We start from the raw sequence: 17,194 nt of genomic DNA on the forward strand, positions 1-17,194 counted from the left end.
TGCGGCCTGCCCCGGAATGACGGCGTGGTTCCGAGGACGGCTGCGTAGCTGAGCCTGCCTCAGCGCATCAAGCGCGGTTCCGCTATGGCCTGGGGCTGAAAGGTCACCTCGCGGTCGCCGGGCCATTTGATCCGGTAGGCGAGCTTGATCTCCTTCTCGGTCGCGGGGGCGAGGTCGAAGGTCCAGGCCTGGATGCCGCGCTTGTCGCCGACCTGCTTTTCGGTCGGCGGGGTGGTCTGCGGCAAGGTCTCGATGGTGATGGCGCTGCTCTCGGAGAAGGGCACGCGCTCGGTCACTGTGACCTTCACGGGCTGGGCGTGCAGGCTCTTCACCACGGTGCGGAACTCGCGCAGATCGGTGCGGCTCTGGCCGAGCCAGGTCGGGTCGTTCTCGCGCCGCCTGACCGGCGCGCGCGTCACCTTGAGCTTGTCGTCGGCGCCGAAGCCGAGCTCGACCTTGTCGCCTGATGCGACGAGGCCGATCCGGCCCTTGCCGATATAGCCGCCGTCGCGATGCAGGAAGACCTCGCCGGGCAGCAATGGGGCCTCGTCCTCATGGGTGAAGGCGGCTTCGAGATAGGCTTTCTCCTCCAGCTCCGGCGTCGTCCGGGCGCTCAGATTCGGGCTGACCTTGCTCTGGCTCAGCAGGACGGCCTTGGACGAGCCGTCCTGCGGAACCGTGATCCGGCCGGGCACCTGGAAGCTCGCCTGATAGGCGCCGGCCTCGATCGTCGAGGCCTCGATGGTCGCCGGCCGCGCGACGCGGTCCTCCAGCGATTGCGTTGCACCGAAGCTGCGTGGCGCCGGCGCACTGGCAGGAGGAGCGGCGCGCTCCGTCGCCTGTTTGCGGGCCTGCTCCATGGCGCGCTCGCGCGCCTGGTAGATTTCCTGCGGCTCGAAGAACATCACCTGCATCGGGGCAAGATCGGGCGCCCGCGTGCCGCCGGCCGAGCGGGTCGTCGAGAGGGTGACGGCGACATCGGCCCAGTCCTCGCCGCTGCGCTGGCGCAATTCGGCGCGGCGCATGAAATTGATCTCGGGCTTGGCCCCAGTGCTGCCGGTGGCGAGCCTGGCCTCGTAGAGCGGTGTCCAATTCGCCCCGGCAACGCGATAGCTCACCGTGAACTCGGCAGCGACGGGAGTGGGGGCCTCGACGGCGATGGCGACGTCGCGCTTGGGCGCGCCGGGGCGGCCGGTTTGCGGGCGGGCGCGTTCGAGGGCTGCGATCTCGCTTTCGATCTCGGAGGCGCGGCCGCGCACAGTCCTGAGCTCGGCATTGACCTTGACCAGCGCGGTGCCGATCGCATCGAAAATCGCCGGCCAGTCGGCGACCGGCAGCGCCTTGCCGTCGGGGCCGAGCTTGTCGGGGCCGGTCTGCGCAAAACGTTCGATCGTGCCGCGCTTGGCCTCGATGGCGCCAGCCTGGCCGTCGAGCACGTCCTTCTCGTCGCGCAGAGCCTTGAGCTTGGCCTCGATCACGCTGTCGAGCGGCTTGGCGTCGCCCGGGGCGAGGCGGACATCGACGGCGCCGATCGAGAAGGAGCCGTCACCGGGTTTTTCCGAAAAGCTCTTGCCCTCGACGCGGATCGAGGCCGGATCGATCGTCGCCGGCAGGCCACGCAGGACGATCTGCGAGGCGCCCTGCAGCAGTTCGGCCCGGCCGAGACGGGTGATCACCGCCCCGTCGGGATAGACGGTCACGCGGTCGATCCGCGAGGCGAGGTCCGTTTCGGCGGCGGCTGCGAAGCTCGGCGCGATGATCAAGGCTGCGGCAAGTCGGCTCATCATGATCTCATCCCCTCCCGGATTGCGAAGCCATTATAGGCACGCTGGATTTCGACGCCGCAAAGGCGGAATTGGGCCGGACTGCGGAAGGGAATGGCAGAGTGCGCCACAGGTGTTGACGCAGGGGTCGGGGGCGCAGAGCCGTTCTCGATCAGAAGCGGCTCTCTCGCAGCGTCAGGGCTTCGCGCCTGGTCGCATGGTCAGAACGGCGGAAGGTCGATCGTGGTGCTGAGCATCGGCCCCTGGATCGATCCCAGAAGGTCGACGCTGAGATAGCTCGGCTCGTCCCACTTCAAGGGTTTGACCAGATAAGTGAAATCGGCGGCTCCGCGCGTCTTGCCGAAGGCAAACGAGTCGTTGGGCAGGAATTTGCCCTTGGCGATCTTGGCGTCGCCGCCGAAATCACCGGTCGTCATGATCCGCGCCTGGCCCGGAGGGGTCCAGAACGGGTGATAGCCGCTGGGCTTCAGGGTCTTGCCACCCTGGATCTCGGAGCCGAGGCCGGCATTGAGCTCCTCGCCTTCGAACAGATAGCGGTGCGGCCTCTGCTTGAAGCGGTCAGTGATCTCGACGTCGATCTTGATCTTGCCCAGGAAGAAGACGCCGACCTTGGTGATCTTGAGGAAGCGGAGATGGAACAGTTGCGCCTCGCCGATCTGGGGCGGCAGGGGCTTGTCCTCGAAGGGCGGCGGCTCGTCATCGGGCTCCACGCCCTTGTCGCTCGGCACCGCCTTGATGTGCACCGAGCGGTCGAGGCGGTTCTCCCACTCCTTGGCGTATTTTTCGCCGGCGCCCGTCGGCTTGATGCGCAGCGAGCGCAGCGGCGTATGGAAGCGAAGATGCAAGGCGACGGCCTGCGCCCGCCGCAAGGACAGCTCCTTGTTGTGGGCCGTGCTGCCCGAGGCGCTGCAATGGCCGATAATGGCGATGTTCCAGGGCATGAGCATGCCCTTTTGCATGAGGATGGGGGCGAGAACCTTCTCGATATAACCGCGATGCAGCGACTTCAGCCGGGTGCTGTCGATGTCGAAGTCATAGAGCAGGGTGCTCACAGTCGGTTCGCGGCTATATTCTTCGAACCCGCCGGCGCTTCCGGTTTTTCTTATCATCGCAAGTCCTCCTTTGAGTAGAGGTTGCCTGCGACGTTACGGCATGGAGGGCGCTATTGCACGCAGATTCCTTGAGTCAATGCGGTAGATTGGGCCAATGCGGCAGATTGCGCGTTTGCTGCGATTGCGGGCCGGTATGGGCGACGCGCTGCCGTTGCGTCATATTCTAGGCCCGTCCCCGGGCGCTCACCTGCGGCTGGACGCGATGCTCCAGGAAATTGCGCAATTCGGTGACGCGCCGCCAGGGATCGAGCACCTCCTCGTCGAGGGCATGCGCCCAGGCGAGGTCGAAGCGCGCCGGCTCGGCGTCGAGCGCGGTGATTTCCTCCAGCCAAGTCTGTGCTGCCGCCTCGTCCTTGCGAAAGCCTTCCGCGATCAGCAGCGGCGTCATCCGTCCCAGGATCGAGGCGACCTGCGCCAGCGGGAATTCGGGGTGGTATTGCACGCCCCAGAACAGCCCGCCCTCATGGGCGATCTCGCAGGCATGGACGACGCTATAGGGGTTGGAGGCGAGCACGGTCGCGCCGGCTGGCGGCTGCGCGATGGTATCGAGATGGATCGCCGGCGCGTCGAAGGCGGCTGGCCGGCCCGCGAGCAGTGGATGGCTCTGCCCGGCCTGCGTCAGCGTGATCCTGCGGGCGAAGCCGATCTCGCGGCCCCTGGGATTGGCGATGACCGTGCCGCCGGCCGCGACCGCGCCCATCTGGATGCCCCAGCAGGAGCCGAAGCAGGGCGTGCCGCTGGCATAGATCGCCCGCATCAATTCGATCTGGCGCGTGACCGCCGGCTCGAGATTGTAGATGTGCAGCGAGGAGCCGGTCAGGAAGACGCCGTCATAGGATTGCAGGCCGCTGCCGTCGGGCAGGTTGGCGCCCTCATCGGCCGGCAGGCAGATATCGGTGATGCTGCCCGGCGCGATGCAGCGCACCTCCTCGGCATAGGCGTCGGCGGGCGAGAGGTCGCGATAGCCTGCCGCATGGTTCTCGCGCTGCTCGCGCGTGTTGCCGTCGACGAAGAGCAGGCGGAGCGGGCGAGGCGAAATCTGCAGCATGAGCGGAGTCCAGGCCAGGAGTGCGTGCAAAAAGGGCGTACTGAGGGATGCGCGGGGCGACGGGCGGCCCTGCGCCTCATCTCATAGGACGCAAGCCGTCTGCAAGGCTATTGCAATTGCCCATTCCTGAGGCAGCCGGACGCCAGACGTGACAGAAGTCGAGACCATGCCTGCCAAGATTCCGCTCAACAAGCTCCCACTCGACAAGACCCTGCTCGACAAGACTCCCCTCAACGGGGTCGTCAGCAAGACCTTGCCGCAGCGCCTCTGGGGCAACGCCTATCTCCTGCTCAGCCTGACCACGCTGATGTGGGCCGGCAATGCTGTGGCCAGCCGGCTCGCAGTCGGCCAGATCTCGCCGATGGCCCTGACCTCGCTGCGCTGGGTCTTCGTCTGCGCCATCCTGCCCTGGCTGATGCGCCACGAGCTTGCCGCCTATTGGCCGGTGCTCAAGGCGCGCTGGCGCTATGTCGTCATGACGGGGGCCGTGGGCTTCACCGCTTTCAACGCGCTGATGTATCTCGCCGGTTATTCGACCACGGCGATCAATATCGGCATTCTCCAGGGCGCGATCCCGATCTTCGTCCTGGTCGGGGCCTTCGTGGCCCATCGCACCGCGATCGGCCCGCTGCAGGCGCTCGGCGTCTTTGTCACCCTGCTCGGCGTCATGGTCGTCGCCAGCCGTGGCGACTATCACGTGCTGACGCAGTTCGCCTTCTTCCCCGGCGATCTCCTGATGATCCTGGCGAGCTTTTTCTATGCCGGCTACACGGTGGCGATCCATTCGCGCCCAGTCATGCCCGGGCTCGTCTTCTTCACCGCGCTGGCGATCGTCGCCTGCCTCGCCTCGCTGCCACTCTTCGGGGTCGAGATCGCCTTGGGCCACAGCTACTGGCCGACGCCGAAGGGCTGGCTCATCCTCGCCTTCGTGGTGATCTTCCCCTCGCTGATCTCGCAGATCTTCTTCCTGCGCGCGGTCGAACTGATCGGCCCCGGGCGCGCCGGCGTCTTCGTCAATCTGGTGCCGGTCTTCGCGCCGATCCTGGCGGTCTTCATCCTCGGCGAGCAATTGGCGCTCTATCACGGCCTGGCGCTGGCGCTCGTGCTCGGCGGCATCTTCATCGCCGAGCGGCTGGGGAAGCGGTGAGCCGGCAGCCCGGAAGCGGCCGCCATCGACACCCCAAATCGAGAATCTGGCTCATGTACATGATCTCGCAAGTCAGTTTGGTCGCGGGCTTGATGACCGTGTCGATCTCCGGCGTCTCGGCGGCGCCGAGATATCTGTCCTGCGAATTTGCGCAGCCCTCGGGCAAACCTCAGGTCTTCAATTTCGCGCTCGATGCGTCCTCGGGAATGCTTGGAATTCATGTTCCGAGCACCGGCAGGGAAAGACAGGTGAAGGCGGTCTTCGCCGCCAACACGGTCAGCGCGAATGAGGGCGCGGTCGCATGGGAGATCGACCCATCCAAGCTGGTTGTCGTCCGCGACAAGCGGATGGTGGGGGCGAAGGATCGCGGCGTCTGCAAGCGCATATCCGCCGGGGAAAGCGGTTTTGACCAATAGGGGGCCGGCGTGCTCGGAAGGCGCCGATGAGATCAGCCCGGCCGGCCCCTCGACGGGTCGTTGTAGAACTCTGGACATTCGCGACAAGACGGGTGGCTGCGGTCGGCATGCCGCGATGGCTCACGGCCGAGTTGGAAGGCATTCTACGAGGCAAGCGCCCGTTTTACGAGGCAAGTCCCCGCGGAAGCGCGATCGCCCGCTTTTGCTGCTCTGCCACGATCAGCATTTCCACGAAGGCGGTCACCTTGCGCGGCCGGAACCGCGCTGCGGGATAGACCGTATGGATGCCGCCGGACGGTAGCGACCATTGCGGCAGAATGTGGATCAGCCGGCCCGACGCCAGTTCATCTGCGACCAGGAAATCCGGCAGGACCGAAAGACCGCCCCCGGCTCGAACGACCCCGAGCACGCCTGGAGTCGTGTCGGTGGCAATTCTCGCCTGCAGGCGAACCGCGCGTCGATCGAGATCCCCGCGCGAGAATTGCCACAGCAGCGGTTCGCGCAGCGCCATGTTGGCAACGAACGGAAGGGACACAAGATCGTTCGGGTCGAGGGCCCCCGCAATCCGGTCCGCGAACGCCGGTGCTGCGACCAAGACTTGCTGGAAGGCACCTATCTTGCGCGCCTGAAGGCTGGAATCCGCGAGCCAGCCGAGGCGGACCGCCATGTCGACCTGGCCGGATGTCAGATCCATGGTCTGGTCGCTCAGCGTCTGCTCCACGCGGCAAGCCGGATAACGCGCCGTGAAAGCCGCGATGACCGGAGCGAGCACCGCGGCGCCGTAGTCGTTGGGCGCGGTAATCCGCAAGGTGCCGGTCGGCTCGATGGCGGCCTGGGCAAGTTCGTCGAAGGCATCCTCCGCTTCACGCAGGATCATCACGCAACGGGCATGAAACATCACCCCGGCCTCGGTCGGGTGGACGCGCCGGGTGGTGCGCACGAGCAGGCTCGTCCCGAGATCCTGTTCGAGCTGTGCCACCTGGTGGCTGACCACGGCCTTGGTGATGCCGAGCCGCTCCGCCGCGCGCGTGAACGATCCGGCATCAACGACCGCAGCGAAATAGGTCAATCGATTGAGATTCATCGTTTCGATCAAGTCTCGCCGGCATTGATTGTCAAATAATAACAGACATTCTGTCTTATCTGTCGGTCTTTCTCAATCAGTATCCGCGCGTCATATCGGGTGGCGAAGGAGCCCGGATATGATCGTCACCACCCGCATCACCTATCTCTTCGATCCGCTGTGCGGCTGGTGCTACGGCGCCTCGGCGGTGCTCGAAAAGCTGGTGGCCGGGCCGGATTTCGCCATCGATCTCGCGCCGACGGGACTGTTTGCCGGCACTGGGGCTCGTCCGATGGACGATGGTTTCGCGGCTTACGCCTGGAGCAATGATCAGCGCATTGCGCGCCTGAGCGGCCAGCCCTTCAGCGCAGCCTATCGCCGCGATGTGCTTGGCGACCATACGCGTCTCTTCGACTCCGGCCCGGCGACGCTGGCGCTCACCGCTGTCGCCGTCACCGCCCCGGGGCAGGAATTCGCAGCGCTCAAAGCCATCCAAGGCGCCCGCTATGTGGAAGGCCGCGACATTACCGCTGTCTCCGTCCTCTCTGATGTGCTGCGCGCCCTGGGTCTTCAGGAGGCCGCTCACCGCCTCACAACGCCCGATGACGGTCTGCTTGCCGCCTATCGCAGACGCATCGAGGCCGCCCGCGAAGAGATCCGCCGCTTTGGCATTGATGGCGTTCCAGCCCTGATTACGGGCGTTGGAGAGAGCCGCCGTCTCGTGCCCGGGAATGCGCTCTTCGGCAGCCTTGAGGTCCTGGTCGCCAGGCTGAACGGCGTGAGCCCCGATCTGCCCGGAACAGGCACAGGCCGCGGCTGAATTTCACCTTCACAAATCCAGCAGCAGGAGACGATCATGCTCACAAGGAGAGCCATCATGACATCCAGCATCGCCGCCGGCACCGCTGCCGTCTTTGCTCCCGCAGGCCTCGGCCATGCCGCAGGCGCGCTCAGCTGGAAGCATTTTCCAGCCGGGCAGAACGGCTTTTACCGCGCCCCGGTCCTGGTCTCCGGGGCGACGGAAGCCGTGCTGATCGACGGCGGCTTCACCTTGTCTGACGGCCGCGCCCTCGCGGACGCAATCAAGGCGACCGGCAAGACGCTCACCACGATCTATATCAGCCAGTCCGACCCCGACTACTACTTCAGCCTCGGGCCGATCAAAGCTGCCTTTCCCAATGCGCGCGTGATTGCCGCCTCGGCCACGGTCGAGGCGATCAAGGGCAGCGTCGAGAAGAAGCTGGCCGTGTGGGGGCCGCAGCTCAAGGAGAACGGCCCGCAGACCCTCGCCGAGGTGGTCATTCCCGAAGCCTTCGACGGCAAGACGCTGACCGTCGATGGCGAGAGCATCGAGATCGTCGATGCGGAAGGCCTCCCCAACCGCCGCTATCTCTGGGTGCCGTCGCTCAAGGCGGTGTTCGGTGGCGTGCTTGTCTTCTCCGGTGTTCATGTCTGGACTGCGGACACCAATGGCGCCGAACTGCGAGCCGCCTGGGTCAGGAATCTCGATCTGATCGCCGCGCGTCGGCCCGCCCTCGTGGTCGCCGGCCATATGACAGCGGACGCCAAGACCGATCTGTCCGGCGTCGATCACACGAAGGCCTATCTGCTGGCCTTCGAGGAAGAGCTGGCGAAGAAGCCCGATTCCGCTGCGCTCAACGCAGCGATGAAGGCACGCTTCCCCAATTTGGGAATGAGCGTCGCGATCGATATCGGCGCCAAGGTCGCGACCGGCGAAATGAAGTGGGGCTGAGCGCCAAGGGCGCCAATCTCGATCTGATCCGCTCGAGGCCTTGCGCGCTTCAGCGCAGCGCCGCGACCGCCGCCTTCGCCACCGCCGCATGGGCGGCCTCGCGGCCCTTCTCGTCGGCCTTCGATCCGGCGAGATAGATCGCGATGGCGAAGACGCGGCCATTGGGCAGCGTCACGATGCCGATGTCGTTGGTGGCGTGGTTGACGCCGTCCATGGTCAGCCCGGCCCCGGTCTTGTGGGCGAGGCGCACCCCTAGCGGCAGGCCGACGCGGATGCGCAGCGGGCCGCTCTTCGTCTCCGTGATGACCGTATCGAGGAAGGCGGCATGGGCTGGGTCGCGCAGCCAGTTGCCCTTGGCCAACGCCTCGAGGAACAGCGTGCTGGCCTCGGGCGTGGCGGCGTCGCGCGGGTCCTTGAGGGCGAGAGCGAGCGCGGCGGAGCGCTTCTTCGGAGCGAGCGCCTTCAGCTCGGCCCGGAAAGCCTGCTCATCGACGGTCCTGTCCCAGCCGAAGCCTTGCAGGCCGAACACCTGCGGCTGGAACTCGCGCTCATAGCGATCGACCGAAATCCCCCCGATGCCGCCATCCCGGAGCATCTTCGTCACCACCTGAGGGCCGCCAATGAGGCGCATCAGAGTGTCGGCCGCGGTGTTGTCGCTCTGGCCGGCGGCGAGCGCGATCAGCTCGCGCAGCGGATAGGCGTTGCTCTCGCCCTTGAAGGCCTTGGCCAGCGGGCTGTGAAACAGCGAGAAATCCTTGCGGGTGATGGTGATCGGCTGGTCGAGCTTCAGCTTGCCGGCCTCGACCGCCTGCAGCACCGCAACCGCCAGCGGCAGCTTGAAGACGCTCTGCATCGGGAAGGTCTCGGAGCCGCGATGCGACCAGCTCTTGCGGTCCTTCAGGTCGAGCAGGGCGACGCCGAGCCGGCCCTGCGACTGGCGCTCGATCGCCGCGATCTCCTGGTCGAGCTTGGTCTTATCCCAATCGGCGAGGGCCGGTGTCGCGAGCAGATTCGGTGCGGCGGCGAGGATTGCGAGAGCAAGGGTGGCGTAGCGAAGCATGAGGCATCTCCTGTGGCGGCGTCACAGGGGCGTGCGATTGGGGCGGCGATGGGGCGCGTTTTGGGCTAAGCCGCGCCGCCCGGCTCGTCCGTGCAGATCTCCAGCTCGATCGGGCAGTCGCAGTCGAGATCGAGATGATCTGGCACGAGCTGCTTCAGGCGTTCGCGCAGGCCCTCCAGCGTCGGGGCTTCCGTGACGATGCCGAGATCGCAGCAGGAGACCGCGTACCAGACGCCAGCCTCCTCGTCGCGGCGGACCTCGAACTTGACGGGAAGCATGGGCGCAGCCTTGCGGGGTGCGACCATGGCGCGCAGATCTGCAAAACGCATCAGCTCAGAACCTGAGCCGCCGGGCCCGTTTGACCATCGGGATCTCGTGGATCTTGTCGAGCAGCGCGTCCGAGATCGGCTCGTCGACGGCAACATAGCAGATCGCGTCGCCGCCGGGCTTGTCGCGGCCGAGCGAGAAGGTCGCGACATTGACGCCGGCCTCGCCCAGGAGCGAGCCGAACTGGCCGATGAAGCCCGGCTTGTCGGCGTTGCGGACATAGAGCATGTGCGGGGCGAATTCGGCATCGACCTGGATGTCGCGGATCTCGACGATGCGCGGCTTGCCATCCTGGAAGACCGTGCCCGAGGCATGGCGCGGCATGTCCTCGGCCTCGACCACGATGCGGATGACGCTTTCGAGATTCCCCGCCACGTCGCGGGTCAATTCCTCGACCACGATGCCCTTCTCCTTGGCGATCATCGCGGCGTTGACCATGTTGATCTCGGGCAGGAAGGGCCGCAGCACGCCGGTGATGGCGGCAGCCGAGATCGCCTTCAGGTTGAGATGGGCGACGGCGCCCTCATATTCGATGCGGATGCCCTTGACCGGCGCCTCGGTGAGCTGGCCCAGGAACGAGCCAAGCTTCTCGGCCAGCGCCACGAAGGGCTTGATCCGCGGCGCTTCCTCGGCCGAGATCGAGGGGAAGTTGACCGCATTGGTGATCGCGCCCTTGAGCAGATAGTCCGACATCTGCTCGGCGACCTGCAGCGCGACATTCTCCTGCGCCTCATTGGTCGAGGCGCCCAGATGCGGCGTGCAGACGACGTTCTCCAGGCCGAAGAGCGGGTTGGCCTCGGCGGGCTCGACCGAGAACACGTCGAAGGCTGCGCCCGCGACATGGCCGGACTTGATCAATTCGGCCAGCGCCGCCTCGTCGACCAGTCCGCCACGGGCGCAGTTGATGATGCGCACGCCCTTCTTGGTCTTGGCGAGGTTCTCCGCCGAGAGAATGTTCTTGGTCATCGCCGTCATCGGCACATGCAGCGTGATGAAATCGGCGCGCTTGAGCAGGTCCTCCAATTCGACCTTCTCGACGCCGAGCTGAACCGCCCGTTCGGCTGAGAGATAGGGGTCGAAGGCAATGACGCGCATCTTCAGCCCGATGCCGCGCTCGGCGACGATCGAGCCGATATTGCCGCAGCCGATCAGCCCGAGCGTCTTGGCCGTGATCTCCACGCCCATGAAGCGGTTCTTCTCCCATTTGCCGGCCTGTGTGGAGGTGTCGGCTGAGGGGATCTGCCTGGCCAGCGCGAACATCATCGCGATGGCGTGCTCGGCGGTGGTGATCGAATTGCCGAAGGGCGTGTTCATCACGATGATGCCGCGCGCGGTGGCGGCGGGAATCTCGACATTGTCGACGCCGATGCCGGCGCGGCCGATCACTTTCAGCCTCGTCGCGGCCTCGAGCAATTTGGCGGTGGCCTTGGTCGCCGAGCGGATGGCGAGGCCGTCATACTCGCCGATGATGCTGGCGAGCTTGTCCTTGTCCTTTCCCAGATTGGGATCGAACGTCACCTCGATGCCGCGATCCTTGAAGATCTGCACGGCCGCGGGGGAGAGGGCGTCGGAGATGAGGACTTTGGGGGCGGGGTTCTGAGCGGTCATCGGGGATGGCTCCGGCGGCGCAGCGGCGCACGCGAAAAGAGGGTGCCTCGTCTGTCATTCCGGGGCGGCGCGTCAGCGCCGAACCCGGAACCCATGACGGGGTGCGGCGGTATGGATGCAGCGGCGGGGAAGGCTCGCCCGGTCGTGGGTTCCGGGTTCGCGGGCTTGCGCCCGCGCCCCGGAATGACAGGGCAGCGCCTTACGCCGCCTTCTTGCTCAGCCCCGCCTTGGCCTCGGCGAAGGCATAGGTAATCCAGGGCAGCAGCGCCTTGAGATCACGCGATTGCACGGTGGCGCCGCACCAGATGCGCAAGCCCGGAGGGGCGTCGCGGTAATGGCCGAGATCGAAGCCGGCGCCCGCCTTCTCGATGATCGAAACGACCTGCTTGGCAAACGCCGCCTGCGCGTCGGCCGGCAGCGCCGTCACCGCCGGATCGGTGAACTTCAGGCACACGCTCGTATTGGAACGCGTCTTCGGCTTCACCGCCAGGAAATCGATCCAGTCATTTTCGCGCACGAACTTTTGCAGCACACGGAAATTGCCGTCGGCGCGCTTCACCAGCCCGTCCAACCCGCCAACCTTCTTCGCCCAGTGCAGCGCATCGAGATAATCCTCGACCGCGAGCATGGAGGGCGTGTTGATCGTCTCGCCCTGGAAGATGCCCTCGGAGAGCTTGCCGCCCGAGACCATGCGGAAGATCTTCGGCAGTGGCCAGCTGGGCTTGTAGGTCAAGAGCCGCTCGACCGCGCGGGGCGAGAGGATAATCATGCCATGGGCCGCCTCGCCGCCGAGCACCTTCTGCCAGGAGAAGGTGGTGACATCGAGTTTTTGCCAATCGAGGCGCTGGGCGAAGGCCGCCGAGGTCGCGTCGCAGATCGTCAGCCCCTCGCGGTCATCGGCGATCCAGCTGGCATCGGGCACGCGCACACCAGACGTCGTGCCGTTCCAGGTGAAGACGACGTCGCGGGTTTTCGTGTCGACCTTTTTCAGGTTCGGCAATTCGCCATAGGGCGCGGTGATGGTGCGCACATCGGCGAGCCGGAGCTGCTTGGCGACATCGGTCACCCAGCCCTCGCCAAAACTTTCCCAGGCGACCATGTCGACGCCGCGGGCGCCGAGCAGCGACCACATCGCCATCTCGACGGCGCCGGTGTCGGAAGCTGGCACGATGCCGATGCGGTAATCCGCCGGCACCTGCAGCACCTCGCGGGTCAGGTCGATGGCAAGCTTGAGCTTGTCCTTGCCGACCTTGGCGCGGTGCGAGCGGCCGAGCGCTGCGTCAGAGAGGTTCTTGAGAGCCCAGCCGGGGCGCTTGGCGCAGGGGCCGGACGAGAAATGCGGCACGCGCGGACGCGTGGCCGGAACGGTATTCGCCATCGATGTCTCCATCCTTACAGATGGGCGCGCCACGGTGGGGTGGCGTGTCCCGTCGATGGGGGTAAGGCGGGAGGGTGGGGGGAGTCAAGGGTGGGGCCACCCGATCTGGGAACTGGCGCCAAAGGCTCGCGCTGCCGGACGGCCTCGCGAGGCCAGCGGCCAGAGCGCGCCTCAATCCCCCGTGATCGTCATCTCCGCGTCGATCGCCTTCATCTTCGGGTTGGCGGCGCAGAAGGCCCTGATCCTGGCTTCGACATCATGGCTGGCCTGATGGGCCTTCGGCTGGCGATGGCCTGCTGCGCTGTTCTTGAGATAGGCGGCGCAATCCATCTCCGGATCGGTGATGGCGGCGCGGGCCGGGGCGGCGAGGAGGAGCCAGGCGAAGGCCGCGATGAGTGCGCGGAAGGCGAGGGGCATGATGGCGGTCCTGAAACGAGCGGGCCGCGCGCTGCGGCCGCGCCGCTCGTGCACTGCCCCGCTGCCGCGCGCAACGGCGTTTCCGGGTGCCCCGGATTGCAGGGAGGGCATTGCTCGGGGGAGGGCACGTCATGCTCGGGCTTGACCCGAGCATCTCTGAAACCAGTGCCTTCTGGTCATGAGATTCTCGGGTCTGCGCGGAGCCTGTCCTTGGGCCGGCCAAAGGCCGGACCCGAGGGCTCCGCCCGAGAATGACGGAGAGGACGGCTCACCCAAGCCCACCGCCCAGGCCCAAAATTGACATGATCGCGGCAAAAATTGCTATTGGGAGGGGGCGCTGGGAACACGGCGATCAAGATGACCAGAGATGACAATCCGGGCGGCTTTGACGACGCGCCGCCTCCACAGCAGGAGCCGGGCGACGACCCCATGGTCGCGGAGGCGATGGAGCTGGTGAAGCTGTTTCGGGCGCTGCCGCCGATCAAGCGCAAGCTCGTCACGGATTTCGCCCGGGCGCTGGCCGAAGAGGCGGCGCGATAGCGGGATGTGGAGAACCAGCTTAGAATTGTTGCAAGATTGGCCCGGAGCGGCGCAGTCTTTCGCGGTGCAGCAGGGCGCCGGTCCGGCTTCACCGCGACGAGGTCGATATGGCGGCACCCGCAAAGCGTGATCCAGCTCTGATCGGTCCCAGGCGCGTGCTCGGCTCGTGGCTGTGGAAGATCGAGGAGGGCACGCTACGGGCCAGCCCCGCCATTGCCAGGGCTTTCCGGGTTGATCCCGAGCGCGCCAAGATCGGGCTGCCGCTCGACGATTATATCCACGCCGTCCATCCCGATGATCGCGAGGCTTTCGATATTGAGGTCTCGAAGGCGGTCGCTGTTTCCGGTGAGTTCTGGGCCGAGTATCGCGTCGTGGCGCATGATGGCTCGGTGCGCTGGCTCTGGGATCGCGGCCAATGCGTCGTCTCGAAAGCCGGGCGGCCGATCGAATATATGGGGGTGGTGATCGACATCACCTTCGGCGCGCACCACGATCTGGACGATGCCGCCGACCATCTGATGGCGGCGCGCGAGATCGCGGCCGCTGCAGGGCAGAACGATCTGCGCTTCATGATCGACATGGCCCTGCTCGAGGTCGGCCGCGTGTCTCCGTCCGAGCAGGTGCGGCTGTCTCCGGGCAGCGAGCGCTAGAGTAATTTCCGATCCAGTTGGATCGTTCAATTGCTCTAGGTCTTTGTTTTAACGCGTTTTCTTCACGCGAACCGGTAGCCACTTCGCTCGAAAACGCGCGAGAGCATCGGCCCGAAAGGTGGAATGCGGTTTTCGGAAGAAGCCGATGCTGTAAGCGGAAGCGGGCTGGCTTTGCGCAAAACGGCCCTTGCGCTGGCCTAGCCGTCATGATGGGACAGGCTGACACATGCACCGGAGCCCGTCATGGCCAAGAAAACCCCCGAACAGCTAACCAAGGAGTTCGAGGGCCGCAAGGCGAAGGGGCTCGCCAAGGGCGCGGCGGCGTTCTGGCCCAACATCATCGCCAATGCGGTGCTGAAGCTCACCGTCGCCGGCAGCGAGATCAATGCGGCCGTGCTGATCGAGATGATCGAGCGCGAGGCGCAGACGCAGGAATTGGTGATCAAGGCCGGCGCGACGGAGGCCGTGGCGCGGTTGAAGCAGGCGGTGGCGAAGGGGACGTAAGGGCGTTTTCCTTTCTCCCCTTGAGTTTTCCTTCTCCCCTCGGGGGAGAAGGTGGCAGCGCGTAGCGCTGACGGATGAGGGAAGGACGGATGAGGCAAGACTTCCCTCATCCGTCTGCTTCGCAGACACCTTCTCCCGCCCATCTCGGGCTTGCCCGCGATGGGCGACCCAAAGTGTCAAGTCGGCAACAGCCGACTTTGATGGGGGAGAAGGGAAAAGAAGCCGTCGTGCCCTTTAGGCGCTCAGGCGCCCTTCAGCTTGGTGTTGCACTGGCTGTAATAGCCGCCGCCCTTCTCGATCCATTTCAGGCCGCCATTGCCGGTGCCGCCGCCGGCCTTGTTGGCGTTGTACTGGTCGTCGCAGGTCTTGAAGCGCTGCTTGCCGGCCGAGAGGGTCGAATATTTGGGATCGACCTTGGCGGGGAAAACGGCGTTGCCGACGGCGGCCGGCGCGGCAGCCACGGGCTTGGGAGCCGCTGCGGGAGCTGCGGCCACAGGCTTCGCCGGAGCGGCTGGGGCCGGCGCGGTGGCTGCAGCCGGGGCGGCCGTGTCGGAGCACTGGGCCTTGCGGAAATCGTTCCAGGATTGACCGCCCAGCGTATTGCCGGTCTTGGCGGCGTTATATTTGGTGCTGCATTCCTTCATCGTCAGTGCCTGGGCCGGAGCCGAGGCTTGCAGGATGAAACCGCCGACGAGTGCGAAGACGCCGGCGGCGAGCGCGGTGCTGGTCTTTGTCATGATCATCGTTCCCTGACGGGCATGGCCCGTTGGTGGAGCTTCGGCCGGACGGCTCATTCCGGGCGGTCGTGCTGCAAGGAAGAAGGCTAACGCCTTTAAAATGAACGGTCCATGACAGAAATCCGGGCTTGTGGCCGAGCCAAGCCGGTCCTTTAGCCGGGTTCGCCCGCGATCACGCCCTTGCGAAACAGGAAGCAGCCATAGGGGCGGGGATCGCCGACCTGGACGACGGCGAAGGCGGCCTTCGCCGCCTCATAGAAGGCGAAGCGCTCGATGCCGACGAGCGGGAGCGGAGCACCGGTCGCGCGGTCGAGTTCATGCTGCACCTGCGCCTGCACGGCGGGCACCGCCTGCGCATCGCCGACCACCAGCATGCGCCGCACTGGGGCGGGCTCGAAATCGTCGATCGGCAGCACGGAGAGGATGGCGCGGGCGGCGCGGGCCATGGTCAGCCCGGGCAGGCGAATAAGCCGGCCGCTGGTGGTGGCGCGCGCGATGGTTTCGGCCGGGTGGTTGGCGTCGACCAGCGCGAGATCGTCGCCATGGCCCATGGCGGCGAGCAGCCAGAGCAGATCGGCGGAGAGGACGGGATCGAGGCCCTTCAGCATGCGAGACCTTTCTGAATCCGTTTGGAAACACAGCCCTCATCCTGAGGAGCCATTCCGAGCGGAATGGCGTCTCGAAGGATGCTCCAGCGGATACCGGAGCCTCCTGGAGCATCCTTCGAGACGCCGCTACGCGGCTCCTCAGGATGAGGGCTCAGAAAAAGGCGCGAACAGATCGTCAGCATGGCAGCACCGTCATAGCGGGTTGCGTCCCCGGCGCGCGAGATAGAGCTTGCGGGCGTTGCCGCCCATGATGGCGGCGCGCTCGGCCTCCGCAAGCGGCGCGAGCAGCGTCTCGACGGTCTCGATCCAGCGGCCATAGCTGGCGCGCAGGGTCAGGACGGGCCAGTCGCTGCCCCAGATCAGGCGCTGCGGGCCGAAGCTCGCAAGCAGATGCTCGAAGACCGGGCGCAAGGTCGCGAGCGTCCAGTCCTCGCTGGCCTCGGTGACCAGGCCGGACAATTTGCAGAAGAGGTCCGGATGCCGCGCCAAGGCCGTGATGCCCTCGCGCCAACCGTCGAGATCGCCACTGACGAGGTCGGGCTTGGCGGCGTGGTCGATCACGGCGGCGAGCCCGGGATGGCGTTCGAGCCGGCTCAGCATCGGCGCGATATGCCGGGGCTTGAGCAAGGCGTCGAAGACGAGGTTTTCCGCGATCAGCGCATCAAAAGCGGGGTCGAGCTCCGGTTTGCCGAGCCAGTCCGCGTCGGGGATGTCATGTACCATCGGGCGCAGGCCGACGAGCAGCGGGGTCGAGGCGAGATGCGCGATGCGCAGGCTTGCATCCCGCGCCTCGAAATCCGTCCAGCCGACGACGCCGGCGACGAAGGGCGTATGGGCGGCGACATCGAGCAGGAACAGGGTCTCGGCCTCGGTCGGGGCAGCCTGGACCAGGATGGTGCGGTCGATATCGTGGCCGGCCAGAAGCGGGGCGAGATCGTCGGGGCCGAAATCGCGATGGATCGGTCCCAGCGCCGGCGTCAGCCAGCCATAATCGCCGCGTGCGAGCGTCCAGACATGCTGATGGGCGTCGATCCGCATCGAT

General features: G+C 66.0%; 19 protein-coding genes. 7 read left to right on the plus strand and 12 right to left on the minus strand.

Annotation, left to right across the window (positions count from 1 at the left end; translation table 11 throughout):
- Window positions 1-59: 59 nt before the first annotated feature.
- The 3 genes from RMR04_RS03480 to RMR04_RS03490 all read right to left on the minus strand — a co-directional run bounded on the left by RMR04_RS03480 (window position 60) and on the right by RMR04_RS03490 (window position 3,944).
- Window positions 60-1,784 (minus strand): mucoidy inhibitor MuiA family protein, encoded by a 1,725-nt coding sequence (locus RMR04_RS03480; RefSeq protein WP_311912988.1) that lies wholly within the window; start codon window positions 1,782-1,784, stop codon window positions 60-62.
- A gap of 200 nt (window positions 1,785-1,984) precedes the next feature.
- Window positions 1,985-2,836, minus strand: a complete 852-nt coding sequence (locus tag RMR04_RS03485) for an OmpA family protein (RefSeq protein ID WP_311912989.1) — start codon at window positions 2,834-2,836, stop codon at window positions 1,985-1,987.
- Between the two features lie 223 nt (window positions 2,837-3,059).
- Window positions 3,060-3,944 (minus strand): type 1 glutamine amidotransferase, encoded by an 885-nt coding sequence (locus RMR04_RS03490; RefSeq protein WP_311912990.1) that lies wholly within the window; start codon window positions 3,942-3,944, stop codon window positions 3,060-3,062.
- Between the two features lie 166 nt (window positions 3,945-4,110).
- Here RMR04_RS03490 and RMR04_RS03495 point away from each other — a divergent pair, with 166 nt between their 5' ends.
- On the plus strand, window positions 4,111-5,091 hold the full coding sequence (locus RMR04_RS03495; protein ID WP_311912991.1) for a DMT family transporter: 981 nt from the start codon (window positions 4,111-4,113) through the stop codon (window positions 5,089-5,091).
- 53 nt (window positions 5,092-5,144) lie between these two features.
- A complete protein-coding gene (locus RMR04_RS03500) occupies window positions 5,145-5,507 on the plus strand; it encodes a hypothetical protein (protein ID WP_311912992.1) in 363 nt (120 codons plus the stop codon).
- 163 nt (window positions 5,508-5,670) lie between these two features.
- Here RMR04_RS03500 and RMR04_RS03505 read toward each other — a convergent pair whose 3' ends face one another.
- A complete protein-coding gene (locus RMR04_RS03505; protein WP_311916044.1) occupies window positions 5,671-6,591 on the minus strand; it encodes a LysR family transcriptional regulator in 921 nt (306 codons plus the stop codon).
- A 118-nt stretch (window positions 6,592-6,709) separates the two neighbouring features.
- On the opposite strand from RMR04_RS03505, the gene RMR04_RS03510 reads away from it, so the two are divergent.
- Window positions 6,710-7,390 (plus strand): DsbA family protein, encoded by a 681-nt coding sequence (locus RMR04_RS03510; protein WP_311912993.1) that lies wholly within the window; start codon window positions 6,710-6,712, stop codon window positions 7,388-7,390.
- 36 nt (window positions 7,391-7,426) lie between these two features.
- On the plus strand, window positions 7,427-8,323 hold the full coding sequence (locus tag RMR04_RS03515) for an MBL fold metallo-hydrolase (protein ID WP_311912994.1): 897 nt from the start codon (window positions 7,427-7,429) through the stop codon (window positions 8,321-8,323).
- A gap of 49 nt (window positions 8,324-8,372) precedes the next feature.
- On the opposite strand, the gene bla is transcribed toward RMR04_RS03515, so the two are convergent.
- The 5 genes from bla to RMR04_RS03540 all read right to left on the minus strand — a co-directional run bounded on the left by bla (window position 8,373) and on the right by RMR04_RS03540 (window position 13,113).
- Window positions 8,373-9,383 carry a class A beta-lactamase gene (gene bla / locus RMR04_RS03520; protein ID WP_311912995.1) on the minus strand — a complete coding sequence of 337 codons (1,011 nt, stop codon included), beginning with the start codon at window positions 9,381-9,383 and terminating at the stop codon, window positions 8,373-8,375.
- Between the two features lie 65 nt (window positions 9,384-9,448).
- Window positions 9,449-9,712, minus strand: a complete 264-nt coding sequence (locus RMR04_RS03525) for a DUF1902 domain-containing protein (protein WP_175525691.1) — start codon at window positions 9,710-9,712, stop codon at window positions 9,449-9,451.
- A 4-nt stretch (window positions 9,713-9,716) separates the two neighbouring features.
- Window positions 9,717-11,318, minus strand: coding sequence for a phosphoglycerate dehydrogenase (serA, locus tag RMR04_RS03530; protein WP_311912996.1), 1,602 nt, complete (start codon window positions 11,316-11,318; stop codon window positions 9,717-9,719).
- Between the two features lie 199 nt (window positions 11,319-11,517).
- Window positions 11,518-12,696 carry a phosphoserine transaminase gene (locus RMR04_RS03535; RefSeq protein WP_311912997.1) on the minus strand — a complete coding sequence of 393 codons (1,179 nt, stop codon included), beginning with the start codon at window positions 12,694-12,696 and terminating at the stop codon, window positions 11,518-11,520.
- Between the two features lie 171 nt (window positions 12,697-12,867).
- Window positions 12,868-13,113: a hypothetical protein gene (locus tag RMR04_RS03540; RefSeq protein ID WP_311912998.1), complete on the minus strand. Its 246-nt coding sequence runs from the start codon at window positions 13,111-13,113 to the stop codon at window positions 12,868-12,870.
- Between the two features lie 357 nt (window positions 13,114-13,470).
- Between RMR04_RS03540 and RMR04_RS03545 the strand changes: the two genes are divergently transcribed.
- The 3 genes from RMR04_RS03545 to RMR04_RS03555 all read left to right on the plus strand — a co-directional run bounded on the left by RMR04_RS03545 (window position 13,471) and on the right by RMR04_RS03555 (window position 14,807).
- Window positions 13,471-13,653, plus strand: coding sequence for a hypothetical protein (locus RMR04_RS03545; RefSeq protein WP_311912999.1), 183 nt, complete (start codon window positions 13,471-13,473; stop codon window positions 13,651-13,653).
- A 107-nt stretch (window positions 13,654-13,760) separates the two neighbouring features.
- Complete coding sequence (locus RMR04_RS03550) at window positions 13,761-14,303, plus strand: PAS domain-containing protein (protein WP_311913000.1); 543 nt, start codon at window positions 13,761-13,763, stop codon at window positions 14,301-14,303.
- Window positions 14,304-14,546: 243 nt separating this feature from the next.
- The gene (locus RMR04_RS03555) at window positions 14,547-14,807 is read left to right on the plus strand and encodes a hypothetical protein (RefSeq protein WP_311913001.1); all 261 of its coding nucleotides are present in this window, start codon (window positions 14,547-14,549) and stop codon (window positions 14,805-14,807) included.
- Between the two features lie 242 nt (window positions 14,808-15,049).
- Here RMR04_RS03555 and RMR04_RS03560 read toward each other — a convergent pair whose 3' ends face one another.
- From RMR04_RS03560 to RMR04_RS03570, 3 genes are all read right to left on the minus strand, one after another.
- Window positions 15,050-15,544, minus strand: a complete 495-nt coding sequence (locus RMR04_RS03560) for a hypothetical protein (protein ID WP_311913002.1) — start codon at window positions 15,542-15,544, stop codon at window positions 15,050-15,052.
- Window positions 15,545-15,696: 152 nt separating this feature from the next.
- A complete protein-coding gene (locus tag RMR04_RS03565) occupies window positions 15,697-16,152 on the minus strand; it encodes an RbsD/FucU family protein (RefSeq protein WP_311913003.1) in 456 nt (151 codons plus the stop codon).
- 192 nt (window positions 16,153-16,344) lie between these two features.
- A complete protein-coding gene (locus tag RMR04_RS03570) occupies window positions 16,345-17,190 on the minus strand; it encodes an amidohydrolase family protein (protein WP_311913004.1) in 846 nt (281 codons plus the stop codon).
- Window positions 17,191-17,194: the final 4 nt, after the last annotated feature.

The sequence above is a fragment of the Bosea sp. 685 genome (assembly GCF_031884435.1).
GTDB lineage: Bacteria > Pseudomonadota > Alphaproteobacteria > Rhizobiales > Beijerinckiaceae > Allobosea.